The sequence below is a fragment of the Acidovorax sp. Root402 genome, assembly GCF_001425125.1.
Taxonomy (GTDB): domain Bacteria; phylum Pseudomonadota; class Gammaproteobacteria; order Burkholderiales; family Burkholderiaceae_C; genus Acidovorax; species Acidovorax delafieldii.
In genome coordinates, this window is record NZ_LMDQ01000014.1 from 724,740 (window position 1) to 751,488 (window position 26,749).

28 protein-coding genes are annotated in these 26,749 nt (G+C 63.4%); 11 read left to right on the forward strand and 17 right to left on the reverse strand.

Annotated features, from left to right (window positions below; all coding sequences use genetic code 11):
• Positions 1 to 43 precede the first annotated feature (43 nt).
• The 5 genes from ASC83_RS14485 (at position 44) to hemP (ending at position 2,786) form a co-directional block, all read left to right on the forward strand.
• Entirely contained in the window at positions 44 to 316 is a 273-nt protein-coding gene (locus ASC83_RS14485) for a bacterioferritin-associated ferredoxin (protein ID WP_056063825.1), read from the forward strand.
• Between the two features lie 103 nt (positions 317 to 419).
• Complete coding sequence (locus ASC83_RS14490) at positions 420 to 1,109, forward strand: energy transducer TonB (protein WP_056063828.1); 690 nt, start codon at positions 420 to 422, stop codon at positions 1,107 to 1,109.
• Between the two features lie 25 nt (positions 1,110 to 1,134).
• Positions 1,135 to 1,851, forward strand: coding sequence for a MotA/TolQ/ExbB proton channel family protein (locus ASC83_RS14495; protein ID WP_056063831.1), 717 nt, complete (start codon positions 1,135 to 1,137; stop codon positions 1,849 to 1,851).
• A gap of 3 nt (positions 1,852 to 1,854) precedes the next feature.
• A complete protein-coding gene (locus tag ASC83_RS14500) occupies positions 1,855 to 2,268 on the forward strand; it encodes a biopolymer transporter ExbD (RefSeq protein WP_056063832.1) in 414 nt (137 codons plus the stop codon).
• Positions 2,269 to 2,561: 293 nt separating this feature from the next.
• The gene (gene hemP, locus ASC83_RS14505; RefSeq protein ID WP_056065088.1) at positions 2,562 to 2,786 is read left to right on the forward strand and encodes a hemin uptake protein HemP; all 225 of its coding nucleotides are present in this window, start codon (positions 2,562 to 2,564) and stop codon (positions 2,784 to 2,786) included.
• A 251-nt stretch (positions 2,787 to 3,037) separates the two neighbouring features.
• Here hemP and ASC83_RS14510 read toward each other — a convergent pair whose 3' ends face one another.
• Positions 3,038 to 3,445 (reverse strand): heme-binding protein, encoded by a 408-nt coding sequence (locus tag ASC83_RS14510; protein WP_015014564.1) that lies wholly within the window; start codon positions 3,443 to 3,445, stop codon positions 3,038 to 3,040.
• Positions 3,446 to 3,667: 222 nt separating this feature from the next.
• Here ASC83_RS14510 and ASC83_RS14515 point away from each other — a divergent pair, with 222 nt between their 5' ends.
• Positions 3,668 to 4,363, forward strand: coding sequence for a Bax inhibitor-1/YccA family protein (locus tag ASC83_RS14515; RefSeq protein WP_015014565.1), 696 nt, complete (start codon positions 3,668 to 3,670; stop codon positions 4,361 to 4,363).
• A 113-nt stretch (positions 4,364 to 4,476) separates the two neighbouring features.
• The gene (locus ASC83_RS14520) at positions 4,477 to 4,851 is read left to right on the forward strand and encodes a hypothetical protein (RefSeq protein WP_056063836.1); all 375 of its coding nucleotides are present in this window, start codon (positions 4,477 to 4,479) and stop codon (positions 4,849 to 4,851) included.
• Positions 4,852 to 4,929: 78 nt separating this feature from the next.
• Here the strand turns inward: ASC83_RS14520 and rlmD are convergent, their stop codons facing one another.
• From rlmD to ASC83_RS14535, 3 genes are all read right to left on the reverse strand, one after another.
• Positions 4,930 to 6,393, reverse strand: a complete 1,464-nt coding sequence (rlmD, locus tag ASC83_RS14525; protein WP_056063839.1) for a 23S rRNA (uracil(1939)-C(5))-methyltransferase RlmD — start codon at positions 6,391 to 6,393, stop codon at positions 4,930 to 4,932.
• A gap of 58 nt (positions 6,394 to 6,451) precedes the next feature.
• Positions 6,452 to 6,748 (reverse strand): hypothetical protein, encoded by a 297-nt coding sequence (locus ASC83_RS14530; protein WP_099730513.1) that lies wholly within the window; start codon positions 6,746 to 6,748, stop codon positions 6,452 to 6,454.
• 92 nt (positions 6,749 to 6,840) lie between these two features.
• On the reverse strand, positions 6,841 to 7,314 hold the full coding sequence (locus tag ASC83_RS14535) for an Lrp/AsnC ligand binding domain-containing protein (protein WP_015014569.1): 474 nt from the start codon (positions 7,312 to 7,314) through the stop codon (positions 6,841 to 6,843).
• A gap of 139 nt (positions 7,315 to 7,453) precedes the next feature.
• Here ASC83_RS14535 and putA point away from each other — a divergent pair, with 139 nt between their 5' ends.
• The gene (gene putA / locus ASC83_RS14540) at positions 7,454 to 11,200 is read left to right on the forward strand and encodes a trifunctional transcriptional regulator/proline dehydrogenase/L-glutamate gamma-semialdehyde dehydrogenase (RefSeq protein WP_056063845.1); all 3,747 of its coding nucleotides are present in this window, start codon (positions 7,454 to 7,456) and stop codon (positions 11,198 to 11,200) included.
• Between the two features lie 100 nt (positions 11,201 to 11,300).
• On the opposite strand, the gene ASC83_RS14545 is transcribed toward putA, so the two are convergent.
• From ASC83_RS14545 to guaB, 6 genes are all read right to left on the reverse strand, one after another.
• On the reverse strand, positions 11,301 to 12,371 hold the full coding sequence (locus ASC83_RS14545) for a DUF6352 family protein (RefSeq protein ID WP_056063847.1): 1,071 nt from the start codon (positions 12,369 to 12,371) through the stop codon (positions 11,301 to 11,303).
• A gap of 104 nt (positions 12,372 to 12,475) precedes the next feature.
• Positions 12,476 to 13,063, reverse strand: a complete 588-nt coding sequence (locus ASC83_RS14550; protein WP_056063850.1) for a 2'-5' RNA ligase family protein — start codon at positions 13,061 to 13,063, stop codon at positions 12,476 to 12,478.
• Positions 13,064 to 13,141: 78 nt separating this feature from the next.
• A complete protein-coding gene (gene guaA / locus ASC83_RS14555) occupies positions 13,142 to 14,758 on the reverse strand; it encodes a glutamine-hydrolyzing GMP synthase (protein WP_056063853.1) in 1,617 nt (538 codons plus the stop codon).
• A 12-nt stretch (positions 14,759 to 14,770) separates the two neighbouring features.
• Positions 14,771 to 15,205, reverse strand: coding sequence for a type II toxin-antitoxin system VapC family toxin (locus ASC83_RS14560; RefSeq protein WP_056063857.1), 435 nt, complete (start codon positions 15,203 to 15,205; stop codon positions 14,771 to 14,773).
• Positions 15,202 to 15,459 (reverse strand): type II toxin-antitoxin system Phd/YefM family antitoxin, encoded by a 258-nt coding sequence (locus ASC83_RS14565; protein WP_056063860.1) that lies wholly within the window; start codon positions 15,457 to 15,459, stop codon positions 15,202 to 15,204. The genes ASC83_RS14560 and ASC83_RS14565 overlap by 4 nt, the downstream gene beginning before the upstream one ends.
• 92 nt (positions 15,460 to 15,551) lie before the next feature.
• Positions 15,552 to 17,027 carry an IMP dehydrogenase gene (guaB, locus tag ASC83_RS14570; protein ID WP_055398151.1) on the reverse strand — a complete coding sequence of 492 codons (1,476 nt, stop codon included), beginning with the start codon at positions 17,025 to 17,027 and terminating at the stop codon, positions 15,552 to 15,554.
• Between the two features lie 108 nt (positions 17,028 to 17,135).
• On the opposite strand from guaB, the gene ASC83_RS14575 reads away from it, so the two are divergent.
• Complete coding sequence (locus ASC83_RS14575) at positions 17,136 to 17,663, forward strand: DUF4124 domain-containing protein (RefSeq protein ID WP_056063863.1); 528 nt, start codon at positions 17,136 to 17,138, stop codon at positions 17,661 to 17,663.
• A 42-nt stretch (positions 17,664 to 17,705) separates the two neighbouring features.
• Here the strand turns inward: ASC83_RS14575 and ASC83_RS14580 are convergent, their stop codons facing one another.
• Complete coding sequence (locus ASC83_RS14580) at positions 17,706 to 18,071, reverse strand: RnfH family protein (protein ID WP_056063865.1); 366 nt, start codon at positions 18,069 to 18,071, stop codon at positions 17,706 to 17,708.
• Complete coding sequence (locus ASC83_RS14585) at positions 18,064 to 18,504, reverse strand: type II toxin-antitoxin system RatA family toxin (RefSeq protein WP_056063868.1); 441 nt, start codon at positions 18,502 to 18,504, stop codon at positions 18,064 to 18,066. Before ASC83_RS14585 ends, ASC83_RS14580 begins: the two co-directional genes overlap by 8 nt.
• Before the next feature lie 130 nt (positions 18,505 to 18,634).
• On the opposite strand from ASC83_RS14585, the gene smpB reads away from it, so the two are divergent.
• Positions 18,635 to 19,108, forward strand: coding sequence for an SsrA-binding protein SmpB (smpB, locus tag ASC83_RS14590; protein ID WP_056063871.1), 474 nt, complete (start codon positions 18,635 to 18,637; stop codon positions 19,106 to 19,108).
• Positions 19,109 to 19,523: 415 nt separating this feature from the next.
• A complete protein-coding gene (locus ASC83_RS23605; RefSeq protein ID WP_156379510.1) occupies positions 19,524 to 21,407 on the forward strand; it encodes a radical SAM protein in 1,884 nt (627 codons plus the stop codon).
• Positions 21,408 to 21,500: 93 nt separating this feature from the next.
• Here ASC83_RS23605 and ASC83_RS14600 read toward each other — a convergent pair whose 3' ends face one another.
• From ASC83_RS14600 to rbfA, 5 genes are all read right to left on the reverse strand, one after another.
• Positions 21,501 to 22,595, reverse strand: a complete 1,095-nt coding sequence (locus tag ASC83_RS14600) for an enoyl-CoA hydratase/isomerase family protein (protein ID WP_056063877.1) — start codon at positions 22,593 to 22,595, stop codon at positions 21,501 to 21,503.
• Positions 22,592 to 23,467 (reverse strand): DMT family transporter, encoded by an 876-nt coding sequence (locus ASC83_RS14605; RefSeq protein ID WP_056063881.1) that lies wholly within the window; start codon positions 23,465 to 23,467, stop codon positions 22,592 to 22,594. The genes ASC83_RS14600 and ASC83_RS14605 overlap by 4 nt, the downstream gene beginning before the upstream one ends.
• Positions 23,468 to 23,537: 70 nt before the next feature.
• Positions 23,538 to 25,361 (reverse strand): translational GTPase TypA, encoded by a 1,824-nt coding sequence (typA, locus tag ASC83_RS14610; protein WP_056063883.1) that lies wholly within the window; start codon positions 25,359 to 25,361, stop codon positions 23,538 to 23,540.
• Positions 25,358 to 26,359 carry a tRNA pseudouridine(55) synthase TruB gene (truB, locus tag ASC83_RS14615; protein WP_056063885.1) on the reverse strand — a complete coding sequence of 334 codons (1,002 nt, stop codon included), beginning with the start codon at positions 26,357 to 26,359 and terminating at the stop codon, positions 25,358 to 25,360. The genes typA and truB overlap by 4 nt, the downstream gene beginning before the upstream one ends.
• 3 nt (positions 26,360 to 26,362) lie before the next feature.
• Complete coding sequence (rbfA, locus tag ASC83_RS14620) at positions 26,363 to 26,734, reverse strand: 30S ribosome-binding factor RbfA (protein WP_008904004.1); 372 nt, start codon at positions 26,732 to 26,734, stop codon at positions 26,363 to 26,365.
• Positions 26,735 to 26,749: the final 15 nt, after the last annotated feature.

Consider the following 26,749-nt stretch of genomic DNA (forward strand, 5'->3'; position numbering starts at 1 on the left):
ATCTCAATCATCCTTTCAACAGCCAGCCACACTGCCTGCCGCCATGATCGTCTGTGTTTGCCGCCGGGTTTCGGACCGTGAGATTGCCCGCCATGCCCGTGCTGGCATGAGCTTCGATGAGATCCAGTTCGAACTGGGCGTGGCCACCCAATGCGGATGCTGCGAAAGCTGCGCCCGCGACGTGGTGGCGCAGTGCAGTGTCTCGAACCCGGTAGCCGCCTTGCGCAACGATGCGGCGCCGCAGACGATCCAGCTTGCCAGCTCCATCCTGGAAAGCAAGTCATGGAACTCCTCTCTACCCTCGCAGGCAGCCTGATCCTGGTCGCAGGTTCGGCCTGGTGGATCTTTCGCAAATAATCCGGGTTTACCCGGCAGCGTCCGCCCTATGCTAGGGGCGGCGCTGCCCTTCCTTTCTTTTTATGTCTCACCCTGATCGTTTCGCCCCCCCTGGCGGTGTGAGCCGCAATGCCGTGATCGTCGGCTCCGTGGTGGCGCTGCATGTGGCGGGCATCTGGGCCCTGCAGTCCGGCCTGGTGCGCAAGGCGGCCGAGGTGATCGTGCCGGCCGAACTGCTCAGCGAATTCATCGCGCCGCCCGCCCCGCCCAAGGTCACCCCGCCGCCACCGGCACCACCGCCCCCTCCCAAGCCAGCGCCCAAGGCCGCGCCGCGCCCGGCACCGATGCCCGTCGCCATTGCCGACCCCACGCCAGCGCCCAATGCCCCCACCGGCATCACCACGCCCCAGCCGCCCGCCCCGCCCATCGAGGCCCCTGTGGCGCCCCCGGCCCCCGCGCCTGCGCCACCGGCGCCACCCGCACCACCCAAGATCGAGCTGCCGTCCAGCGACGCGGCCTATCTCAACAACCCCAAGCCCAGCTACCCCGCCATCAGCAAACGCATGGGCGAGCAAGGCAAGGTGGTGCTCAGGGTGCTCATCGGCACCGATGGCGTGCCGCAAAAGGTCGAAGTCAACAAGTCCAGCGGCTTTGACCGGCTGGACCGCCAGGCCCAGGACGCCGTGATGCGCTGGCGCTTTGTGCCCGGCAAACGCAACGGCGTGCCCGAGGCCATGTGGAACCTCGTCCCCGTCAACTTTGTTCTCGAATAAACCAATCACCGCTCAGGGAGTTTTCATGGAATCGCAATTCGGCATCGCCAACGTCTGGATCCAGGGTGACTTTGTCACCCGCGCCGTCGCCATCCTGCTGCTGGCCATGTCGCTGGCCTCGTGGATCGTCATCCTCATCAAGGCACTGGACATCATCAAGTTCAAGAAACACGCCCGCGCCGCCCAGGACTTCTGGCACAGCGAGGACTTTGCCGCGGGCTTGACCAAGCTGGGCGCCGACCCGACCAACCCCTTCCGCCACTTGGCGCTGGAAGGCCGCGAAGCCACTGCCCACCACCGCAACACCAAGGCCCACCTGCACGACAGCCTGGACGTGAGTGACTGGGTGACCCGCTGCCTGCGCAACTGCATCGATGAGTTCACCGCCCGCCTGTCCTCGGGCCTGGCCATCCTGGCGTCGGTGGGCTCCACCGCCCCGTTCATCGGCCTATTCGGCACCGTGTGGGGCATCTACCACGCCCTGCTGGCCATCGGCACCTCGGGCCAGTCCACCATCGACAAGGTGGCCGGCCCCATCGGCGAGGCGCTGATCATGACCGCGCTGGGCCTGGCCGTGGCCATCCCGGCGGTGCTGGGCTACAACGCGCTGGTGCGCGGCAACAAGTCCATTCTGAATGGCCTGAACAGCTTTGCCCATGACCTGCACGCCTACTTTGTGACCGGCGCCCGCGTGAACGCTGGCGAGCCCGGCAAGGTGCTGCCCATGAAGAAAGGCGGCTAAGCCATGGCCTTTGGAACCCAAGACGACACCGATGACGTGATGAACGAGATCAACATGACGCCCCTGGTGGACGTCATGCTGGTGCTGCTCATCATCTTCATCATCACCGTGCCGGTGATGAAACACGCGGTGAACGTGGACCTGCCCCGCGCCACCAACCAGCCCGAGAACGTCAAGCCCGAGACCGTGCGCCTGTCGGTGTCGGCCGATGGCAAGTTCTTCTGGAACGAGTCCCAGGTGTCGGAAGAAGAACTCTTCCCCCGCCTGCAGGCCGAGGCTGCCAAGGAGCCCCAGCCAGACCTCCACATCCGTGGCGACAAGAACGTGCGCTACGAATTCGTGGCCCAGGCCATGGCGGCCGCGCAACGCGCTGGCGTGCGCAAGATCGGGTTTGTGACCGACCCGCGGGGCCAGTAAAGACACGGCGAAAGTCACCGGCCCGGTCCCTGCGCATCTTGGCCAGCCCACCCGTCTTGGGCGCGCTGGCCGGGCGCCAGGGAACGCAGGGCCCGTGCAGCGGCTCGCAGCCCCCTGCACGGCGCCCAGGGCGCACGGACCTTTGCCCCGCGCCCTGGGCGCTGCTCAACGCCTCGCCTTTGCACCTGATGCAGGGCGGAACCAAGAACAAAAAGAAACACACCGTTCGCTTGACTTGTAATTGCGAATCGTTATCATTAACAAAACGCACTGCAATGACCCAGGAAAACTCCATGCAAGCCTCCCTGACCTCCGCCCCGCTCCGCCGCGCCGTGCCGGCTGACTCCGCAGACGCCTCGGCATCTGGCGAGGCCCCGTCGTCCGGTGCGCATTGCGCCACTGCTGCACTGGACAGCAGCGTGCTGCTGCAAGGGCACAAGACCGTCGCCATCAGCCACAACGGCTCGGTGTACCGCCTGCAGGCCACCAAGCTGGGCAAGCTCATCCTGACCAAATAGTTTCATCGTGGGGCGACTCCCGGGCTTGCAACAAGCTCGCAAGGGTCGTTTTTGCCAGCCAACGGGTTTGCTCCCGCGTAGCCAGGCTTTTTTTGCCGCCCCCGACCTTCCCAACAAAAAACCGGCCCACAGGCCGGTTTTTTCATGCTCCCAGAGGGTTTTGAAGCGTTTTCAGCCCCATGCGCTAGTGGAACATGCGCTTACAGCTATCAAAATAATAGCAATCGCACCCCCTGCCGGGAGCCCCCGAATCAGAGGCCCAGGGCTGCAATGCCCGCGCGGGCGATCTGTGCATCTTCGGTGGACTTCACGCCGCTCACGCCCACGGCACCCAGGCACTGGCCGTCCTTCATGATCGGCACGCCGCCCTCGAGCAGGCCGTCAATGGTGGGCGCGCTCAGGAACGAGGTACGGCCGCCGTTGATCACGTCCTCGTAGACCTTGCTTTCGCGGCGGCCCAGAGCGGCCGTGCGGGCCTTGGAAGGAGCGATGTGCGATGACACGGCTGCGGCACCGTCCAGGCGCTGCAGCCACAGTAGGTGGCCGCCATCGTCCACGATGGCGATGGTCACAGCCCAGTTGTTCTTGAGGGCCTCGGCTTCAGCGGCGGCGGCCACGGCCTTGACGTCGGCCAGTTCGAGTTCGTGCTTGGTTTTCATGAAAGGATCCGAAAGTGGGAGAGGAAACCGGGCCGCACAGGCCGCCCCGGCACGCAAAGAGAACCGAGCATACCGGCATCCCCGGCGCCGTTGCCCTCAGCCAAGGTGAAAGTATCCTTACCAAAAGTAGGTGACCGGGTGCGGTCATTGCAAAGCAAAAAAGCATCACCACCTAGAATTTGTGATGTCTGCGTCGTGCAGGCCAACAAGGAGAGACACAAGATGAATGACCAAGTCACCACCCTGGGCCACTCTGCGGGCTATGGCATCTCGCAGGAAGAGCGCCACAAGGTGCTTCGCAATACTTACTGGCTGCTGGCCCTGAGCATGATCCCCACGGTGCTGGGCGCCTGGATCGGAGTGGCCACCGGCATCACCCGCTCGCTGACCGGCGGCCTGGGCCTGATCGTGTTCCTGGGCGGCGCGTTCGGCTTCATGTTCGCCATCGAAAAGACCAAGCGCTCGGCCGCAGGCGTGCCGGTGCTGCTGGCCTTCACGTTCTTCATGGGCCTGATGCTGTCGCGCATGATCGGCATGGTGCTGGGCTTCAAGAACGGCACCGACCTCATCATGACGGCCTTTGCCGGCACGGCCGGTGTGTTCTTCGTGATGGCCAGCCTGGCCAGCGTCATCAAGCGCGACCTCTCGGGCATGGGCAAGTGGCTGATGGTGGGCGCGCTGGTGCTCATGGTCGGCGGCATCATCAACGTGTTCGTCGGCTCTGGCGTGGGCATGATGGTGATCTCGATGCTGGCCATCGGCATCTTCAGCGCCTACATGCTGTATGACCTGAAGCAGATCCTGGACGGCGGCGAAACCAACTACATCAGCGCCACGCTGGCCCTGTACCTGGACATCTTCAACGTGTTCCAGAGCCTGCTGGCCCTGCTGGGCATCATGGGCGGCGAGCGCGACTGAGCCCTGCCAGTCCCTTGACCTCCATCAAAAGGCTCCCTCGGGAGCCTTTTTTGTGGGTCGCGCCCCAGGATCAAGCCTCAATAGCGCGGCCAGTGTGCCGATAATGCAAGTACATGTATCCACAAAGCCCTTCCACCGCATTGCGCCTGATGGTTCTGGCGGGCCTGTTGCTGCTTGCAGGCTGCGACAAGATCCCGGGCCTGGGCCCTGACCCGCGCGTGGCCCAACGCGATGCCGAGGCCAAGGCCATCGGCGGTGCCTGCCGACACGCACTGCGGGGGCTGGAAGACTGCTACACCCTCAACCCCAAGGCCTCCAAGGCCTCGGTGTTTGCAGGCTGGAAGGACATGGACGCCTACATGCGTGAGAACAAGATCGAGGGCACGCCCTCGGTGCTGGGCAAGGTGGAAAAGCCCGAACGCAGCGAACGCGCACCCGACATCGAAACCGAACCCCGCGACCCCGCAGCCAGCCGCAACCGCAGCTGATATTGCGCGGGGGAGTTAAGGCCACGGGACGGAGGGCTGCGCCCTCCCCTTCCTGAAGCCTCTTTCCGGCAACCGGACTCAGACCCGCTCGAACACCGCCATGCTCTCCACATGGGCCGTGTGCGGGAACATGTTGATCATGCCCGCCGCCGTGCACCGGTAGCCGGCCAGATGCACCAGCAGCCCGGCATCGCGCGCCAGAGTGGCTGGGTTGCAGCTCACATACACAATGCGCTTCGGGGGCGTCCAGCCTTCGGCCCCTGCAGGCAAGGGGCCAGCGCCCTCGGCGCCAATGCGGGCCTGTTCAATGTCCGCCAGCGCCTTGGCCAGCGCAAACGCCCCTTCGCGTGGTGGGTCCACCAGCCACTTGTCGGCAGCGCCGTCGGCCACCAGCATCTCGGGCGTCATCTCGAACAGGTTGCGCGCTACAAAATCCGTAGCTGCCAGCGCTTTGTGGTCCGGCGCCTTGGCCTGATTCAGTGCATAGTTCTCACGCGAGCGGGCCACCAGGGCCTCGCTGCCCTCGATGCCCAGCACCTCGCGCGCCTGCGTGGCCAGGGGCAGCGTGAAGTTGCCCAGGCCACAGAACCAGTCGATCACGCGTTCGTGGGGCTGCACGTCCAGCAGGCGCAGCGCGCGGCTCACCAGCACGCGGTTGATGTGCGGGTTCACCTGGGTGAAGTCCGTGGGCTTGAAAGGCATGGTGATGCCGAAGTCTGGCAGTGCGTACGACAGCTGCTCGCCGCCCTCGTCCAGCAGCTTCACCGTGTCCGGGCCCTTGGGCTGCAGCCACCATTGCACATGGTGCTCCGCCGCAAAGGCGCGCAGCCGGGTGATGTCACCGGTGCTCAGCGGCTCCAGGTGGCGCAGCACCAGCGCGGTCACGGTGTCACCGCAGGCCAGCTCGATCTGTGGGCAGGTGTCGCGGGCATCCAGGCTGGCAATCAGTGCGCGCAGGGGCATCAGCATGGCATCGACATGCGGGGGCAAGATCTTGCAGGTCTGCATGTCGGCGATGTAGCGGCTCTTGCGCTCATGAAAGCCCACCAGGACCTGGCCCTTCTTGATCACGTGGCGCACCGCCAGGCGGGCGCGGTAACGGTAGCCCCAGGCGGGCCCCTCGATGGGACGCAGCATGGTCTCGGCCTTGACCTTGCCCAGGTGCCAGAGGTTGTCTTCCAGCACCCGCTGCTTGACGGCCACCTGGGCGCCCACGTGCAAGTGCTGCATCTTGCAGCCGCCACAGGCGCCTGCGTGCAGGCCAAAGTGGGGGCAATCCGGCCGCACGCGCTGGGACGACTCGCGGTGGATCGCTACCAGGCTGGCCTGCTCCCAGTTGTTCTTCTTGCGGTGGGTGTTGGCGGTGACCAGCTCGAATGGCAAGGCACCATCGATAAAGACCACCTTGCCATCGGGCTTGCGGGCAACGCCCTGGGCGTCCAGGTCCATGGACTGCACGTGCAGCCAGCCTTCGGGCAGGTCGCTTTGGGAATTCTGCTCGGTGGGTTCAAACGAGGGGGATAGTTCTTTCGGTTCGCTCATCCCCCGATTGTCTCAGGCGCGGCACGCCCACTGGCCGCACCCCTGCGAACTGTCCGTTTCAGCCCCGGTCAGCGCGCGCAGGCCGCATGCCCCCGGGCGCGGACACGGCCGTGAGTGGCAGCTTGTTGATGGTGAGTTCGCAGCCAAAGTTGTCGGGCGAAAACACGAGGGTCGAGCCCGGGGCCACCAGGGGCAGGGTTTCGTGGATCTGCCGTGACATGTCCACCGGCGGCACCGGAGCACGGTACACGATGTCCTTGTCAGGGCCATAGACGACGTAGCAGGATGCAGCGGCCGTCTGGCTGAACAGGGCAGCCACCAGGGCTGCGGCGGCATAGGGGAAAGCGGTCGTCATGGTGTAGCTCCTCATGCAAGCAGATCTGCCGAGAATTATGCGGGCTTCTGCCAGCACCGCCAATCCGGTGGGTGTACGCGCATGGTGTGGAGTCAGCGCAGGTACAGGTGGTTGGTGTGCTTGACCTCTTCCATCACCGCATAGGTCCGCGTCTCGCGCACGCCGGGCAGTTGCCACAGCACATTGCCCGCAAACACGCGGTAGGCATTCATGTCGGCCGATCGCGTCTTGAGGAGGTAGTCAAACCCGCCCGCCACCATGTGGCATTCCATGATCTCGGGGTGCACCTGTACGGCGGCCTTGAACTGATCGAACACGTTGGGCGTGGTGCGGTCCAGCAGCACCTCCACGAACACCAGCATGCCCGCACCCAGTTTCAGCGGGTTCAGACGCGCCTCGTAGCCCAGGATGAAGCCGTCGCGCGTGAGGCGCTGTACGCGCGCCAGCACGGCGGTGGGCGACAGGGCCACCGCCTCGGCCAGCTTGAGGTTGGCAATGCGGCCGTCCTCCTGCAGGATTGACAGGATCTTGCGGTCAATCCGGTCCAGATCGGGTTCTGTTTGCATGTCGATTAGATTTTTATTCGGATTCAGTGCCAATTTTCGACCATTTATTCATCGCCAACCCAAGGATCATCGCCAATAACGCGCCCAACCAACACTTCCCACCGTGTTGGGCCCCGCCAAATCCCTGAAAGACACCGCCATGACGCAGCCCTCCGCCCCGTTTGCAGACTTCGCGCCCCGCACCCCGCTGAGCAACCCGCTGCGCGCCGCCATCACCGCTGCCACCCGCCGCCCCGAGCCCGAGGCCCTGGCCCCGCTGCTGGCCCAGGCCCGCCTGCCTGCCGATCAAGCGGCGTCCGCCGAGCAATTGGCGCTGCGCATTGCCAAGGCGCTGCGCGAACGCAAGGCCAGCGCCGGGCGCGCGGGCATCGTGCAGGGGCTGCTGCAGGAGTTTTCGCTGTCGTCGCAAGAAGGCGTGGCGCTGATGTGCTTGGCCGAGGCCCTGCTGCGCATCCCCGACAAGGCCACACGCGATGCGCTGATCCGTGACAAGATCAGCCACGGCCAGTGGGATGCCCACCTGGGCAAGAGCCCGTCGCTCTTTGTCAACGCCGCCACCTGGGGCCTGCTCATCACCGGCAAGCTGGTGGCCACGCACAGCGAAGGCAGCCTGGGCAACTCGCTCAGCCGCCTGATCGGCAAGGGCGGCGAGCCCCTGATCCGCAAGGGCGTGGACATGGCCATGCGCATGATGGGCGAGCAGTTTGTGACCGGTGAAACCATCGACGAAGCGCTGCGCAACGCCCGCACGATGGAGGCCGAGGGCTTTCGCTATTCGTACGACATGCTGGGTGAGGCGGCGCTGACCAGCGAAGACGCCAAGCACTACTACGCCTCTTACGAGCAGGCCATCCACGCGATTGGCAAGGCCTCTGCCGGGCGCGGCATTTACGAAGGGCCTGGCATCTCCATCAAGCTCTCGGCCCTGCACCCGCGCTACAGCCGCGCACAGTTTGGCCGTGTGATGGATGAGCTGTACCCGCTGGTGTTGCGCCTGACCGCGCTGGCCAAGCAGTACGACATTGGCCTGAACATCGACGCCGAAGAAACCGACCGCCTGGAGCTGTCGCTGGACCTGCTGGAGCGCCTGTGCCACGAGCCCACGCTGGCGGGCTGGAACGGCATTGGCTTTGTCATCCAGGCCTACCAAAAGCGCTGCCCGTTCGTCATCGACTATGTCGTGGACCTGGCCCGCCGCACCCAGCGCCGGCTGATGGTGCGCCTGGTCAAGGGCGCGTACTGGGACAGCGAAATCAAGCGTGCCCAGGTCGATGGGCTGGAGGACTACCCCGTCTACACCCGCAAGGTGCACACCGACATTTCGTACATCGCCTGCGCACGCAAGCTGCTGGCCGCGCCCGAGGCCGTGTACCCCCAGTTCGCCACCCACAACGCCGAGACGGTGGCCACCATCTACCAACTGGCGGGCAGCAACTACTACGCGGGGCAGTACGAGTTCCAGTGCCTACACGGCATGGGCGAGCCGCTGTACGAGCAGGTGGTAGGCGCTGCGACCGCAGGCAAACTCGGCCGCCCGTGCCGCATCTACGCCCCCGTGGGCACGCACGAAACCCTGCTGGCCTACCTGGTGCGCCGTTTGCTCGAAAACGGCGCCAACACCTCGTTTGTGAACCGCATTGCCGATGAAACGATTGCGCTGGATGAGCTGGTACGCAGCCCCGTGCAAGTGGTGGACCAGCAAGCTGCGGCAGAAGGCACTGCGGGCCTGCCCCACCCCCGCATTGCCACGCCCCAGGGCCTGTATGGCGCGCACCGCACCAACTCGCGCGGGCTGGACCTATCGAACGAAAACACGCTGACCGAGCTGACCACCACCCTGCAAGCCACTGCCACCCATGCCTGGACCTCCGCCCCCCTGCTGGGCGCCGATGCCCCCGCAGGCCCCATGCAGCCCGTGCGCAACCCCGCCGACCACAGCGATGTGGTGGGTACCGTGCAAGAGGCCACTACCGCCGATGTGGACCAGGCACTGGCCCACGCCCAGGCCGCCGCAGCCCCCTGGGCCGCCACCCCGCCCGCCGAGCGCGCTGCCGCCCTGCTGCGCACCGCCGACCTGCTCGAAGCCCGCATGCAGCCCCTGCTGGGCCTGCTGATGCGCGAAGCGGGCAAGAGCGCCAGCAACGCTGTGGCTGAAGTGCGCGAGGCCGTGGACTTCTTGCGCTACTACGCGGCCCAGGTGCAAAGCACCTTCGACAACGCCACCCACCTCCCGCTGGGCCCCGTGGCCTGCATCAGCCCCTGGAACTTCCCGCTCGCCATCTTCATGGGCCAGGTGGCGGCTGCACTGGCCGCAGGCAACCCCGTGCTGGCCAAGCCCGCCGAGCAAACTCCACTGATCGCCGCCGAGGCCGTGCGCCTGCTGTGGCAGGCCGGTGTGCCCCGCGCCACCGTGCAACTGCTGCCCGGCCAGGGCGAGACGGTAGGTGCCCGCCTGATTGGCGACGCCCGCGTGATGGGCGTGATGTTCACCGGCTCCACCGAAGTGGCGCGCATCCTGCAGCGCACCGTGGCCGGGCGGCTGGATACCGCAGGCCGCCCCATCCCGCTGATTGCAGAAACCGGTGGGCAGAACGCGATGATCGTGGACTCATCCGCATTGGTCGAGCAAGTGGTGGGCGACGCGGTGTCGTCGGCCTTTGACAGCGCAGGACAGCGCTGCTCGGCGCTGCGCGTGTTGTGCGTGCAGGAAGATGCCGCGGACCGCGTGGTGGAGATGCTGCAAGGTGCCATGGGTGAACTGCGCGTGGGCAACCCTGGCGAGCTGCGCGTGGACGTGGGCCCGGTGATCGACGCCGAAGCACAAGCGGGCATCACCCGACACATCGAGAACTTCAAGGCCCAAGGCCATCGGGTGTTCCAGCACCCGCAGCACCTTGCGACCGCGACCAGCCAAGGCACTTTTGTGCCCCCCACGCTGATCGAGCTGAATCACATCGGCGAGCTGCAACGCGAAGTCTTCGGCCCTGTGTTGCACCTGGTGCGCTACGCCCGCAACGACCTGGACCAGTTGCTCGACCAGATCAACGCCACCGGCTACGGCCTGACGCAAGGCGTGCACACCCGCATCGACGAAACCATTGCCCGTGTGGTGAACCGGGCCCACGCTGGCAACGTGTACGTCAACCGCAACATGGTCGGTGCCGTGGTGGGCGTGCAGCCGTTTGGCGGCGAGGGCCTGTCGGGCACGGGGCCCAAGGCAGGCGGGCCGCTGTACCTGCTGCGCCTGGTGTCGCAGCGCCCGGCCGATGCGCTGGCGCGCACCTTTGCCGACGCCGACCGCACTACGCCGCCCGAGGAGGCAGTGCGCGAGCGCCTGCTGGCGCCTCTGGCCACCTTGCAGCAATGGGCGCAGCTCCAGGGCAATGCAGCCCTGGCCAACACCTGCCAACAGTTTGCCCAGCAAACCCAAAGCGGCACAGCCCGCACCCTGCCCGGCCCCACGGGCGAGCGCAATGTTTACACCCTGGCCCCACGTGGCCGCGTGCTGTGCCTGGCGCGAAGTGTGGATGACCTGCTGGTACAGACTGCGGCCGTGCTCGCCAGCGGTGGCACGGCTCTGTGGCCCACCGCACAGGCCAACCTGCGCACGCCATTGCCCACGCTGGTGCAGGCGCAGATCCAGCTGCAGGACAACACACTGAACGACGGCACGCTGGAGCTGGATGCCGTGCTGCACCACGGCGACGCCCCCTCGCTGCAGGCCGTGTGCACCGCCCTCGCCCGCCGCGCGGGGCCTATCGTGGGCGTGACGGCATTGCAGCCCGGTGCCACGGACATCCCGCTGGAGCGCCTGCTGATCGAGCGCGCGCTGAGCGTGAACACAGCCGCAGCGGGCGGCAACGCGAGCCTGATGACTATTGGATGAGGGCCCAACATCGGGCCATCATCCAACCTGGAGAAATTTGAATAAAATTGGCTGCTAGCGCTTATTCATCAAGCGCTAGTAGCTATTAATTTAATAGCAATCAAGATACCGATGGCAGCGGCAGATTGAGCAACAGGTTCTGCGGCTTGATGCGCACCACGCCCTCGGCGTTGGTCGCCAGCCCCAGGTACACCGGCTTGCCCGCCACATCGGCACGCATCTCGGCCGGGTTGGCAAAGGTCAGCGTGAACAGGCTCACCAGCCGCGCCATGCGCTCAGACTCCACCGGCCGGTCCTGGTACAGGTCGTTGAGGATGGCGGTGGACTCCACATCCAGCCCCACATGCCAGCGCCACGCGCTGTCGGTGACCTGGTGCACAGGCTCGATCTGCACTTGCACGCCCAGCAAGTGGCCGACCCAGCGCTCCAGCACCCGCGCCAGCGCCTTCAGGCCAGAACGGGCGCGGGTCATCTTGAAGGTCAGGCCATGGCTCAGGTCCTGTGTCAGCTCATGGGTCAGGTCGAGCAGAAAGTGGTGGCGGTCACTCTCCTGCCAATATTGCGCCGCGTTGTCGGCCGACAGCACCTTGACCTGCGCCGTGGGCTGCAGTGCGCCGCTTTGCAGCAGCAAGCGCCCCACGTCGCCCAGGCCTCCGGTTTCGTTGAGCATGTCGAGCGTCTCCCGGTCGCCTGCCAGCATTTGCCCTTCCTGCAAGGTGATGCGCTGGGGCCGAAACAGCATCTCTGCAGCGCGGGCTTCGAAGGCGTCGTTGCAGTCATCCAGCACATTGCGCAGCAGGGCCTGCACCACGGCGTCGATGAACACGGTGGGCACATTCACCGCTCCACTGCGCATGAGTTGCAAGTAGTACGCCTCCAGCGTGCCCGCGGCCAGCAGGCCATCGCGAAAGCGGAGGAATACGGTGTAGTTCTCGCGCGCGTCTTCGTCCTGCAAAGCAGCCAGCTCCGCAGAGGCAACCACCCGCGCGGGCGACACCTTCAGCGATTCATGCAGTGCGATCTCAGCAGCGCACGACTCCGGCACCAGCGCCAGCTCTGGTCGGGCCAGCAGCCAACGCAGGTATCCATCGGAGGGAGCCAGCCAATCACGGACATCGTGCTCCAGTGTTTGGAAACCACAACGGGGCCAGAAATCGTGAAGTGTTGTCATGAAGAAACGAGAAGTCGAATGGCTTCAGGGGAAGGTAGCCGCGGAGCTTTCGGACGACGATGCCGGACTGCGAGTGCGCATGGGCATCCACATGCTTCGCAACATCACCAATCGAGAAAGGCCTGCTGCCGTGCCTGCAAGGACCAGCGCGCGAGCACATCATGCCTGCTCAGGCCGTAGAGGCTGTCTACCAAGGCAAACTGCGTCACGGTCCATGCCACGGGAGCAACCACCATTGGGTCAATGCGTTCGTGCTTGTAGTGCAAAGTCATGTGCGGGTGGAAATGGCTGCGGATTTGGGTTTCTGCAAACCCCATGCGGCGCATCGTGTTGCCAAGCGCATGTTGAAATCCTCGCAATTCACGCGCAGCGCCCGCTTGTGGCGCCAGCTCGACGGTGCCGAAAGTCCCCTTTTCAAAGCCGCCCCGGGACTGCAGCACGTCGAGGCGGACCCCAAACGGTTCGTAGTCCATGGCGCTACCCGCCGCCAGCGCCAAGTCGATTACCTCTCGGGGGATGCTGTTCAGAAAGCGCCCCAGGTGATGGAGCGTGATGTGCAGCCGATCCAAGGACATTGGCTCGCCTCTGCCCGCCCCACAGGGTCCTTGGAGGCGCTGCAGTAACCTCTTGGCCGTCTCGGCGGCAAGCTGCGTAGGGAAAAGGAAATAGTAGAGATCGTGAAGCTGGGACATGGCACACAAAGCTCCGGAAGATCCGTCGCATTGTGCGTCAATACTGTTCAAATAACCAGTATTTTGATTTACCCGCACTCACTCCCACTCAATCGTCGCTGGCGGCTTGCTGCTCACGTCATACGTCACGCGATTGATGCCACGCACTTCGTTGATGATGCGGCCTGACACCTTCTTGAGCAGCGCGTAAGGCAGCTCGGCCCAGTCGGCAGTCATGAAGTCGCTGGTCTGCACGGCGCGCAGGGCTACCACGTAGTCGTAGGTACGGCCGTCGCCCATCACGCCCACGCTCTTGACGGGCAGGAACACGGTGAAGGCCTGGCTGGTCAGGTCGTACCAGGTCTTGCCCGTGGCTTCGTCCTTGAAGTTGCGCAGTTCTTCGATAAAGATCGCGTCGGCACGGCGCAGCAGGTCGGCGTATTCCTTCTTCACCTCGCCCAGGATGCGCACGCCCAGGCCGGGGCCGGGGAACGGGTGGCGGTAGACCATATCGGGCGGCAGTCCCAGGGCCACGCCCAGTTCGCGCACTTCGTCCTTGAACAGGTCACGCAGGGGTTCCAGCAGCTTCAGGCCGAGCTGCTCTGGCAGACCACCCACGTTGTGATGGCTCTTGATGGTGACGGCCTTCTTGCTCTTGGCGCCGCCGGATTCGATCACGTCGGGGTAGATCGTGCCCTGGGCCAGGAAGGTGGCGCCCTTGTGGCCACCGGTGCCTGCCTTGAGCTTGGCGGCCTCGGCCTTGAACACGTCCACAAACAGGCCGCCGATGATCTTGCGCTTTTGCTCGGGCTCGCTCACCCCCGCCAGCTTGCCCAGGAACAGGTCGCTGGCGTCCACGCGGATGACCTTGGCGTGCAGCTTGCCCTCGAACATGTCCATGACCATGTCGCCTTCGTTCAGGCGCAGCAGGCCGTGGTCCACAAACACGCAGGTGAGCTGGTCACCAATGGCGCGGTGGATCAGCGCTGCAGCCACGGACGAATCCACGCCGCCCGACAGGCCAAGGATCACCTCCTCATCGCCCACCTGCTCGCGAATCTTTTGCACAGCCTCTTCGATGTAGTCGCCCATGACCCAGTCGGCACGGGTGCCGCAGATGCCCAGCACAAAACGCTCCAGCAAGGCGCGGCCCTGCACGGTGTGTGTGACTTCAGGGTGGAACTGCACGGCGTAGTAGTGGCGGCTTTCGTCGGCCATGCCAGCGATGGGGCAAGAGGGTGTGGAGCACATCACCTTGAAGCCCGGGGGCAAGGCAGTGACCTTGTCACCGTGGCTCATCCACACCTTGAGCATGCCGTGGCCTTCGGGCGTGGCGAAGTCTTCGATGCCCTTGAGCAGTTCGGTGTGGCCATGGGCGCGCACTTCGGCGTAGCCAAATTCGCGGGTGTTGGAACCCTCGACCTTGCCGCCCAACTGCTGGGCCATGGTCTGCATGCCGTAGCAGATGCCCAGCACGGGGATGCCCAGCTCAAACACCGCATTCGGCGCCTTGTCGTCCACCTCATACACGCTGGCATGGCTGCCCGACAGGATCACGCCCTTGAGCGAGCCGTCCTTGGCGTAGTCGCGGATCCACTCGTCGGTCACGTCGCAGGGGTGCACCTCGCAGTACACATGGGCCTCGCGCACGCGGCGCGCGATGAGCTGGGTGACTTGCGAGCCGAAATCGAGGATGAGGATTTTCTGGTGTTGCATGGTGGTGGTCCGTCAGAGGCTGGAGAGATCAAGAAGCGGGACGCCGCTGCGCTGGGCGGCAGCGATCTGGTGAGAATCAAAGGTGGCCAAAGGCAGGCGCAGCGAGCGCGCCAGCCACAGGTACGCAGCATCAAAGGTGGGCAGGCCGGTTTCCAATGCCACGTCGAGCACGGCTTTGTGCTGGGCAGGGGCCAGTTCGTGCAATTCGACGCGGTGACGAATGGCTTCGAGCACGCCCCACAGGCCTTCGACGGAAGCGGCTGGAATGCGCCCGCTGTTCACACCGGTGGCAAGTATGTTGTGGCACTCCCAGTGCCAGAGGTTGGGCGCCTGCGGCTCGACCTCATCGCGGCGGATCAGGGCGTACAGGCGGCGGGTGTGTTCGCTGGCCGCGTCCGGCAACAACCAGGCGGCAGTGACCGAGGCATCAAGCACGAAAGCGGTCATGCAGTGCTCCGCCCTGTACGGCGCAAGCCGTCCACCGTTGTTGCCCCTGCGGGTTGAATGCTGGCGTGTAACGCGTCCATCTGGCCCAGTTCGCGCGCAATCTGTTCGTCAGAAATCACAGGGCGGCGGCGCACGGGCAACATGCGCACCACCTCTTTGCCGTGGCGGGTGATGCGCACTTCCTCGCCCTGCTCGACCAGTTCGATCAGGGCAGAGAATCTGCTTTTCGCTTCGTAGATGCCAACGGACTGCATAAAGTAAAAAAGTCTGGCCTGAATGGTGAATTCAGACCAGACTATATCATTCTGACCAGATTTTTCAATCAGGCCAGATCGGCTTGGAACGATCAGTCAGCGCGGTAGTTCGGCGCTTCCTTGGTGATCTGCACGTCGTGCACATGGCTTTCGCGGATACCGGCGGTGGTGATCTCGACGAACTCGGCCTTGTTGTTCATCTCTTCGATGGTGGCGCAACCGCAGTAACCCATGGAGGCGCGCACACCGCCCGCCATCTGGTAGACGATGCTGACCATGGAGCCCTTGTAGGGCACGCGGCCTTCGATGCCTTCGGGCACCAGCTTGTCGGCATTGGGGTTGCCGGTGCTGGACTCCTGGAAGTAGCGGTCCGCACTGCCCTGTTGCATGGCGCCAATGGAGCCCATGCCACGGTAGCTCTTGTAGCTGCGGCCCTGGAACAGGATGACTTCGCCAGGCGCCTCTTCCGTGCCTGCGAACATGCCACCCATCATCACCGTGCCTGCGCCAGCGGCCAGGGCCTTGGCGATGTCGCCGCTGTAGCGGATACCGCCGTCGGCAATCAGCGGCACGCCCGTGCCCTTGAGCGCGGTGGCCACGTTGTCGATGGCCATGATCTGGGGCACGCCCACACCGGCCACGATGCGGGTGGTGCAGATGGAGCCAGGGCCGATACCGACCTTGACGGCGTCCGCGCCCGCCTCGACCAGCGCCAGCGCAGCCGCGCCGGTGGCGATGTTGCCGCCGATGACGTCGATCTGCGGGTAGTTCTGCTTGACCCAGCGCACGCGGTCGATCACGCCCTTGCTGTGGCCGTGGGCCGTGTCCACCACGATGGCGTCCACACCGGCCTTGACCAGCGCCTCAACGCGCTCCTCGGTGCCCTCGCCCACGCCCACGGCAGCGCCCACACGCAGGCGGCCTGCGGCGTCGCGTGCAGCGTTGGGGAAGCTGGTTTGTTTGGTGATGTCCTTCACCGTGATCAGGCCCTTGAGCTCAAAGGCGTCGTTCACGACCAGGATGCGCTCGAGCTTGTGCTTGTTGAGCAGCGCCTTGGCCTCTGCGGGCGTGGTGCCCTCTTTTTCATTGACCGTGATGAGCTTCTCGCGCGGGGTCATGATCTGGTGGACCTTGACGTCGTAGCGGGTCTCGAAGCGCAGGTCACGGCCCGTGACAATGCCCACCACCTTGCCGCCGTCGCACACCGGGAAGCCCGAGATACCCAACTGTTCGGACAGCTGCAGCACCTGCAGCACGGTGTGCTCGGGGGTGATGACCACGGGGTCGCGCAGCACACCGGACTCGTAGCGCTTGACCTTGGCCACGTGGGCGGCCTGCTCTTGCGCAGTGAGGTTCTTGTGCACGATGCCGATGCCACCCTCCTGGGCGATGGCGATGGCCAGGCGCGCCTCGGTCACGGTGTCCATGGCGGCGGACACAAGCGGCAGGTTCAGTTGGATATTGCGGGAGAGTTTCGTCGCGAGGGACGTGTCCTTGGGCAGGACCTGGGAGTACGCTGGCACCAGCAACACATCGTCGAAGGTGAGCGCTTTTCCAAGAAGGCGCATGAGAAAGCTCCAAAAAACGGATTGTACCCGCGCCGCGTGTGGTGAAAACGCGCCCACCCGTCTGCAACGCACTGGCGGGGGGGGAATCACACGGATAAACTTGTTCGCATGAAAATGCACAAGCTTCTCCTGCTGGCCGTGGCCTGCACCTGGGCCATGGGCGCGGCGGCGCAATGGCAGTGGACAGACAAAGACGGGCGCAAAGTCTTCAGCGATCGTCCGCCACCACCCGATATCCCCGAAAAGAGCATCCTGAAACAGCCTGGGGGCAACCGCCCGGCACGAGCTGCCGTCCCGGCCGCGCCAGCAGCCTCTGACGCGGCGCCCGCAGCAGCAGCAGCAGCGCCCAAGACCGCTGCCAGCGCCCCTGGTGCTGGCAAGGACAAGGAGCTGGAAGAGAAGAAAGCCCAGGCCGAGGCCGCAGAAGCCGCCAAGAAAAAGGCCGAGGACGAAAAGATCGCCAAGGCCAAGGCTGAAAACTGCACCCGCGCACGCGCGGCCAAAGCGGCGTTCGATGCTGGCAAGCCCATCACACAAGCGAACGCCCAGGGCGAAAAAATCTTCCTGGATGGCCCCGCCCGCGCAGCCGAAGCCAAGCGCATCGACGAGATTGTCGCGGCCGACTGCGTACGCTGAGCTGCATGCTGCTCCGCTACCGCGCGGATCAACTCAGCAGTACTAGTAGCCTGACTTGCCCCCTGGTCGGCGGCGCGCAAAGAGGCCTGTAGTGCGCGCCCCTTGTCGGGCAAAGCGCTCCCGCCGTGCTACCTTGGGGTCCACCTTCAAAGGTCGGTAGACTTCTACGCGGTCCTGGGGCTGCAACCCCACATCCAGATTAGTAGCACGGCCCCAGATACCGACGCACGGTGCGCCCCCCTCCTCCAGCACGGACAGCGTGGCCATACCGCAGCTGGCGTGCAGGGCATCCGCTACCGTGGCGCCCACCGGCAAATCCAGAGCCCACTCACGCACCTCGCGCGGAGCCAGACAGACGACGACGGTGATAGCGATGGTCGCCGAGGTCCCTCCACCCACGTCAACCATAAACCTGTTCCGCTCGCTTGACGAAGGCATCGACCATGCTCCCTGCGATGCGGTCAAACACCGGCCCCACCAGCGTGGCCAACGCAGCACTGTCAAACCCATAGTTCAGTATCAACTCCACCTTGCACGCACGCTGCGTGCCGTCCCCCACGGGATGAAAGTGCCAATCCCCGTCCAGCCGTGAGAACGGTCCTTTCACCAGATGCATCTGCACACGCCTGCCCACTTCGTGCGTGTTGCGCGTGACAAAGGTCTGGCGAATGCCGCTGAATGCAATGCCCACCTCGGCGGTCATGCCCTCTTCGGTCTGCTCCAGCACTGCGGCGCGGTCGCACCAGGGCAGGAACTGCGGGTAGTGCTCCACCCCGGTGACCAGGGCAAACATCTCTTCGGGGCTGTACCAAATGAGGACGGACTTGTGGACGGTTTTCATGCAGGCAGCTGGCGCGGGGCTTTCGAAGGGGAAAGGCGGGCCGGGGAAACTAGAATCACGGGTCTCTGAACGGCCACAATTGTATGTAGGGAGACCTTTTATCTCCCGCAGGGCGCCGCATCTGATCTACATGGCCAAAAAACCCGATCCCACCTCCCGCATTGCCGACAACAAGAAAGCGGCCTACAACTACTTCTTCGAGGAGCGCCACGAGGCGGGCATGGTGCTGCACGGCTGGGAGGTCAAAGCGCTGCGCGAGGGCAAGGTGCAGCTGACCGATGGCTACGTGCTGATCCGCGATGGCGAGCTGTATCTGCTCGGCTGCCTGATCATGCCGCTCAAGACAGCGTCCACCCATGTCAACCCCGAATCGGCACGCACCAAGAAGCTGCTGCTCAAGAAAGACGACATCAAGCGCCTGATTGGCAAGGTCGAGCAAAAGGGCTACACGCTGGTACCCATCAACCTGCACTGGAAGAACGGCTTCGTGAAGTGCGAGATCGCCCTGGCCAAAGGCAAGGCCGAGCACGACAAGCGCGACACCATCAAGGACCGCGAAGGCAAGCGCGAGGTGGAGCGCGCCATGAAAAGCCGCAGTCGCTGAGACAAACGCATTCACTACTCTGCGCAGCACAAACAGTCGAGACAGGGACTACAGGGATGCCTGCGGGGAAACGAGAAAAATAATCTCGGCTTCACTGCCGCCTCTGGGTTGGGCCAATGAACTGACTCCTTGAATCCGAGAGCGCAAAACGTAAACGCCCGATGCAACCCATCGGGCGTTTGCGTCTTCAGTCACTTAGATCCTGCTTTTGTATGCGACATTGCGCAAGCCGCCTTGTCATGCGCTGAACTTGCAGCAGCACAAAGCGATTCAGCAAGACACCTGAATCAAGATTGCAAACACATTGTATAAAGCACTTAAATTCGCTTGCAGTGACTCACGTCTTCAGATGCCTCGATACAGATGAAATCAAGCCTGTTCAGGCCGAAGCACCAACCCATAAAGGCAATGACCCATGCCAAAACTCTTGGCCCAGCGACTAAAGTCAATTCCCCATTCAGCAGCCCGTTCGGTAAAGTCTTTCGCGCCTGATCTCGCAAAATTTATCACTGCGACCTCCTATGAGCTGATGGCGGTGAAGAGCTTGCCGGCCCAAGCGCAGGGTGGAGAAAGTCTCATTCTCCCGAAGATGTCCGTGGGTGCTGACGATGCATTGCTGGAAGTCACGTTACAGCTGGACGGAACACGTGCCGAGTTGGGGCGTTACCTGTATAGCAAGCTCTACTACACCACACACCCATGGGCGCAATTCAGTGAAGATGCGGTTGTGTGTTTCGAGGTGCGCGAACGATTCAGTCCACAGCGTTTGCAAATCGCGTTGCCCGATGCAGTTCTACAGGCAGCGAGAGCCAGTGGCTGCCTGCGGATTCGAATGGATGGGTTGCCCTATTCGCAAGGCACATGGCAATTGATGGAAATGCGGCTAGTCAGTGAAACACATGACACCACGCTCACTCAGCATGCCAAGCGCGTAGCCCACCGGCAATGGGTGCGCGAGCAAGTCAGGATCAGCGAGTCGAGCCGCCGGGTCAATTTGCCACACTACCCAGAGTCAGTCTCTATTGAGTTGACACCTGTGTGCAATCTGCGCTGCCCACACTGCAGTTCCCATGGAATGCCACATCTGCACAAACATCACAACTGCAGCCCAGAAATGCCCGTTGAGAACTTCATGCAACTGGCTCAGGAGACTTTTCCACACGTTTCGGTGGTGAGCTTGGTGGGCAGAGGCGAGCCTACTCTGGCAAGCGATGAACTATGGAATGCTGTCACTCAACAACTACGCGAACACGACGTGCGCATGAGTTGCGTGACCAACGGTACGCGCGTGCGACAACGCTTTAACGCGGGCTTGATGCCATGGGTACACGAGTTGATTTTCTCTTTCGACGGCAACACTGCCGCAACGTTTGAAACGAACCGCGCTGGAGCCAAATTTGAGACCGTGCTTGACAATCTGCGTTACTACCATGAGCTGAGGAACACGGCCCCTTTGTCACGGCGCCCGCAGCTCACAATCTCTTGGACGCTCAAACGCAACAATGTGGCAGAAGTGCCTGATTTCGTCAGGCGAATTGCCGAATTCGAACCCGACCTCATCTCGCTCAGACATCTGGTGGTATTCCAAGACAAGGAACGATCCGAAAGCCTGCTGGACTACCCAGAAGAAGCCAATGCAGCCCTGAGTGAAGCCTATGCGGAAATGGATCGCCTTGGCATACGGCACGAGAGCCCACCGCTAATGATGGCACCCGAGTCCAAATCAATAGCTGTAATCCCCATCCGACTGGTATCACCGAATGACCTGAAACATACCGCCAGCGACGCCAAAGGCATGGAGCCAAACACAACGACACAGCAAGCACCCAAGGCAGCAGAAGCCACGGCCCAGATGGATGAAAGCCCGGCAGGCTCAGCGCAAAGCCAGTCATCTACGCCCCCTGCTCAACACGATTTAGCCCACGCCTTGCCGTCCCATACATGGGACAGGGAGACCTCGATTGCTTTGCGAGAACCAGAGTGCAACTGGATGCATCGCACTGCGATCATCATGGCAGATGGGGAAGTGATCACCTGTGGAAAGCACTATGGAGAACAAGTAGGCCACCTGACCCATAAAAACTCTCTATGGGATCTTTGGAATGGCCCACGCATGCATTCATTGCGGGCAGGATTTGGTACTCCATGCATGTGGGATCAATGCAAAGACTGCTGGTTGCGCGAACTCAAATGGCACTCTCAACGGCAGGCAAAGGATCTCATTGCCCCCTACAGCCTAGCCAACAGCATGGACTACTCTGAAGCCGCGTGGGACTATCGCAAGTACTCCGAGCTTTGAGTAGATTCCTGCGGTAGAAAACTGTTCTAGCTGCCAGACAGCATTCAGCCATCCTGAACACCGCATCGGCTCAATTCAAGCCGATGCATCCAATCACGCTAATGCCGCCAGCGGGTGCGAATGCACCGGCCAGGGGCTGGCAAAGAACGGTGCCACCATCTCCGGCGTCACATCTTCAATGCGGCCTGGATTCCACTGAGGCGCATGGTCCTTGTCCACGGCCAGGGCACGGATGCCTTCCACGGTCTCACTCTGTCCTGGGCGCAGGAAAAAGCAGTGGCGCACCATATCGCGCTCCATGCGCAGGTCGTCGGCCAGGCCCATCGCACGGGCGCGGCGAATCTGCTCTAGCACCACATGCAGCATCAGTGGCGAACGCTTGCGCAGCGTGGCGGCCGTGGTGCGTGCCCAGTCGCTGTCGGCGGCCTCGAGTGCCCGCACGATCTCGCCAACGGTCGGCAGCGCAAAATATTGGTCAATATCAGCCAGAGCGCTAGTACCGCTTGCCTGAGATGCTACAAATTGAGAAGCAACATAGGCCTTGATGGCCGCGCCATCCGCAAAGCTTTGGGTGGCCAGCGCATCCCACACCGCGGCCTGCCGGTCTGAGGGCAGGCAGCCATCGGCCAACTGGTAGGCAATGGCATCTCCCGCGCCGATGGTGTCGCCGGTCAGTGCCAGCCACTCGCCCACGCGGCCCGGGCAGCGGCTCAGGAAGTAACCCCCGCCCACGTCCGGGAACAGGCCAATCGCCGTCTCGGGCATGGCCATCCTGGTGCGCTCGGTCACTACGCGCAGGGCGGCGCCCTGGCTGATGCCCATGCCGCCCCCCATCACGATGCCATCCATGAAGGCGATGTAGGGCTTGGCGTAGTTGTGGATCAGGTGGTTGAGCGCGTATTCCTCGGTGAAGAAGTCCTCGATCAGCGGGTTGCCCTGGCTACCCGCCTGGTGCAGAAAGCGGATATCGCCGCCTGCGCAGAAAGCACCAAACGGGCCTTCCTTGTTGCTGCCACGGATGGCCACGGCCAGCACCCGCGCATCGTTCTGCCATGCCAGCAGGATGCCCATCAGGTCACGCACCATACCCAGCGACAAGGCATTGAGCGCACGCGGGCGGTTCAGGGTAATGAAGCCCACCTGGCCACGCACTTCGCTCAATACTTCAGACACGACCGTCTCCGTCATTTTTGTTCCTTCCAACCCAACAGTTCATTGAAAACCAGCGCACCGATCACCAGTGCGCCCCCCGTCAGCACCGCCGTGCCAGGCTTTTCGCCCGCGCCCAGCCATGCCAGCAAGATGCCAAAGATCACTTCAAGCAGCCCGAGCAGCGCCATCTCGGGCGCCTTGAGCACGCGCCCGCAGCGCACGGCCAGCACACAAGGGATGGCCAATTGCACCACGCCCAGCAAGGCCAACAGGCCCAGGTCGTGGGCCGACGCCTGAAAAGGCAGCGCCAGTGGCAACGTGGCCACCACCGAAATCACTGCGCCGACCAACACCGCAGGCACCAGGTCCACCGCATGGCCATGGCGCTGCGAATGTTGTACCACCGTCCAATTGATGGCAGCGGCCACAGGCACACACAGCGCCACCAGCGTTCCCGCCAGAGGGAGGCCCGCCATCTGCGAACCATACATCCACGCAATACCCAGCCCCGCCACGGCAATCGCAGCCCAGGTGCGCGGGGCGATGTGATGGCCGATGAACACCCTTGCAAACAGCGCTGTGAGCAGCGGCCCCACGGCCATCGTGACCAGCACATTGGCCACCGGCATGAGAACCAGCGCCACCATGAACGCCGTGAACATCACGCTCCAGCACACGCCAGAGATCCACAACGCACGGCCACTGTGGCGCATGGAGGCAAACACCGCCCTGCCCTGCAGCGCGGGCAAGATGACCAGCAGCGACAGCAACGTGAAAAAGCTGCGCCAGAAGGTCACTTCAAAACTTGCCGCATGCTCCAGGTGGCGCGTGACCACGCCGGCGATGGACCACATCAGGGTCACCGCCACCATCAGCAGCACCGCCCGGGTATGGGTGAGTTTCAACATGGTTTGTGCAGGGTTCAGACGGAAAAAAGGCCACTGCGTGGCAGTGGCCCTTTCGGAAACGCTGAGCTTATCAAGAACGGGAGGCGCGCTTGCGCTCGTTTTCGGTCAGATAGCGCTTGCGCAGGCGCACGGACTTGGGCGTGATTTCGACCAGTTCGTCGTCCTCGATGAACTCCACGCCGTATTCGAGCGTGAGGTCGATCGGAGGCGTGATCTTGATCGCGTCTTCCTTGCCGGACACGCGGAAGTTGGTCAGCTGCTTGGTACGTGTGGCGTTCACCACCAGGTCGTTATCACGGCTGTGGATGCCGACGATCATGCCTTCATACACAGGGTCGTTGGCCTTCACGAACATGCGACCACGGTCGTCCAGTTTGCCCAGCGCGTAGGTGAAGATTTCACCGTCGTCCATGGAGATCAGCACGCCGTTCTTGCGGCCGCCGATGTCGCCCTTGTGCGGCTCGTAGCTGTCGAAGATGTTGCTGATGAGGCCGGAGCCGCGCGTCAGGTTCAGGAATTCGTTGGTGAAACCGATCAGGCCACGGGCCGGGATGCGGTACTCCAGGCGAACGCGGCCACGGCCGTCGGACTCCATGTTCACCAGCTCGCCCTTGCGCTCGCCCAGGGCCTGCATCACGCCGCCCTGGTGGCCTTCTTCGATGTCGGCCGTCACCAGCTCGATAGGCTCGTGCTTGACACCGTCGATATCCTTGAACACCACGCGGGGCTTGGACACGGCCAGCTCGTAACCTTCGCGGCGCATGTTTTCCAGAAGGATGGTCAGGTGCAGTTCACCACGGCCCATCACTTCGAAGATGCCTTCTTCGTCGGTTTCGTTCACGCGCAGGGCCACGTTGTGCTGCAGTTCCTTTTGCAGGCGGTCCCAGATCTGGCGGCTGGTCACGAACTTGCCTTCGCGGCCGGCCAGCGGGCTGGTGTTCACGCAGAAGTTCATGGTCAGCGTGGGCTCATCCACCTTCAGCATGGGCAGCGGCGCGGGGTTGGCGGGGTCGGTCACGGTCACGCCGATACCGATGTCTTCAATGCCGTTGATCAGCACGATGTCGCCAGGGCCCGCCAAGGGGGTCTGCATGCGATCAAGGCCCTGGAATGTCAGCACCTGGTTCACACGGCCCTTCACGGCCTTGCCATCAGGGCCTTCCATGACGATCACGTCCTGCATGGGCTTCAGGGTACCCTGGCTGATGCGGCCCACGCCGATGCGGCCCACGAAGCTGGAGAAGTCCAGCGCAGAGATCTGCAGCTGCAGCGGCGCATTGGCATCGCCCGTGTTGGGCGGAACGTGCGAGAGGATGGTGTCGAACAGGGCCGACATGTCGGGGCCCCACTGCTCACCGGGCGCGCCTTCTTCCAGCGATGACCAGCCGTTGATGCCCGAGGCGTACACCACGGGGAAGTCGAGCTGTTCATCGGTAGCACCGAGCTTGTCGAACAGGTCGAACGCGGCGTTCACCACCTTGTCGGGGTTGGCACCGGGCTTGTCCACCTTGTTCACCACCAGGATGGGGCGCAGGCCCAGCGCCAGGGCCTTCTTGGTCACGAAACGCGTCTGGGGCATGGGGCCTTCTTGCGCATCGATCAGCAGCACCACGCTGTCCACCATGGACAGCGCACGTTCCACTTCGCCACCGAAGTCCGCGTGGCCGGGGGTGTCCACGATGTTGATGTGCGTGCCCTTCCAGCTCACGGCGCAGTTCTTGGCCAGGATGGTGATGCCGCGTTCCTTTTCGATCGCGTTGTTGTCCATCACGGTATCGACGACCTTTTCGTGGTCGGCGAAGGTGCCGGACTGGCGCAGCAGTTGGTCCACCATGGTGGTTTTGCCATGGTCAACGTGGGCAATGATGGCGATATTGCGGATTTGTTTAGTCATAGTTTTTCCAATATGCCGCTGTGCGCCATGGACGCGGAATGCGGCGTGCTTTCCAAAATTTGTTGAATTTCCAGCGGACTCAGGAGCCTGTCCGGCACCAGCTCCCCGCCCACGATGTGGCCCACCCCCAGCAGCGCCGGGGGATTCTCGCCAAACACCGCCACGGCACTGGCATCGGGCCAGTTGCCACGGCGACGCACGCCCGACAGGAATCGGGCTGCATTCTCACCGTCCAGCGTGACACGCATGTGTTGTGCCAGCAGTGACTCGGGCGCTTCCAGACTGGCCAGGCGTTCTGCCTCGGGCATGGCCTCCAGCTGGGCCAGCGTGACACAGCGCTCCACACCAATGCCCCCCGTGTCGACGCGGCGCAAGAAGGTCAGGTGAGCCCCGAAGCCCAATGCCGCGCCAATGTCTTCACCCAACGTACGGATGTAGGTGCCCTTGCTGCAGGTCACTATCATTTTAATAGCTACCTGCGCTTGATCCGTATGCACCAGCGTCAGCTTGAGGGCATGGATGATCACGTCCCGTGCTTCGCGCTCCACCGTGACACCGGCGCGTGCATATTCGTACAGCGCCTTGCCGTCCTTCTTGAGCGCGCTGTGCATCGGCGGCACCTGGCGGATGGGACCCGTGAACTGTTGCTGCACCGCCGCCAGGCGCTCTGGCGTGAGTTGGGCAGCATCTACGTCGCAGCGTTGCACCACGTCCCCTTCGGCATCGCCGGTGGTCGTGGTGGCGCCGAGCAGCGCAATCGCCTCGTAGGTCTTGGCGGCATCCAGCTGCAGCTGGCTGAACTTGGTGGCGGCGCCGAAACAGAGCGGCAACACGCCCGTGGCGAGCGGATCCAGCGTGCCCGTATGGCCCGCTTTCTCGGCGCGCAGCAGCCATTTCGCCTTTTGCAAGGCGTCATTGCTCGAAAGGCCGAGCGGTTTGTCGAGCAGCAACACCCCATGCACAGGGCGCCGCTGCACCCTGGTGCGTGGCGCGTGCATGGACTAATCCTCTTTGGCGCGCGAAGACACCGCCTTGGCGATCAAGGCGTTCATGTCGGCCGCACGCTCGGAGGTGCGGTCGAACACGAAGTGCAGCGTAGGCACGGTGTGGATGTGCAGGCGCTTGAACAAGCCATTGCGCAGGAATCCAGCCGCCTGGTTGAGCGCCGCCTGCGTTTCCACAGGGTCGCCCGTCAACAGGCTGAAGAACACCTTGGCATGTGCGTAGTCGGGAGTCACCTCCACGCCCTGCAGCGTCACCATGCCCACGCGCGGGTCTTTCAACTCGCGCGCGATCAGCTCCGTCAGATCACGCTGGATCTGGTCGGCCACCTTGAAGGCGCGGTTGGGAGTGGAAGATTTCTTCGCAGCCATATCGTCGTCACCGAG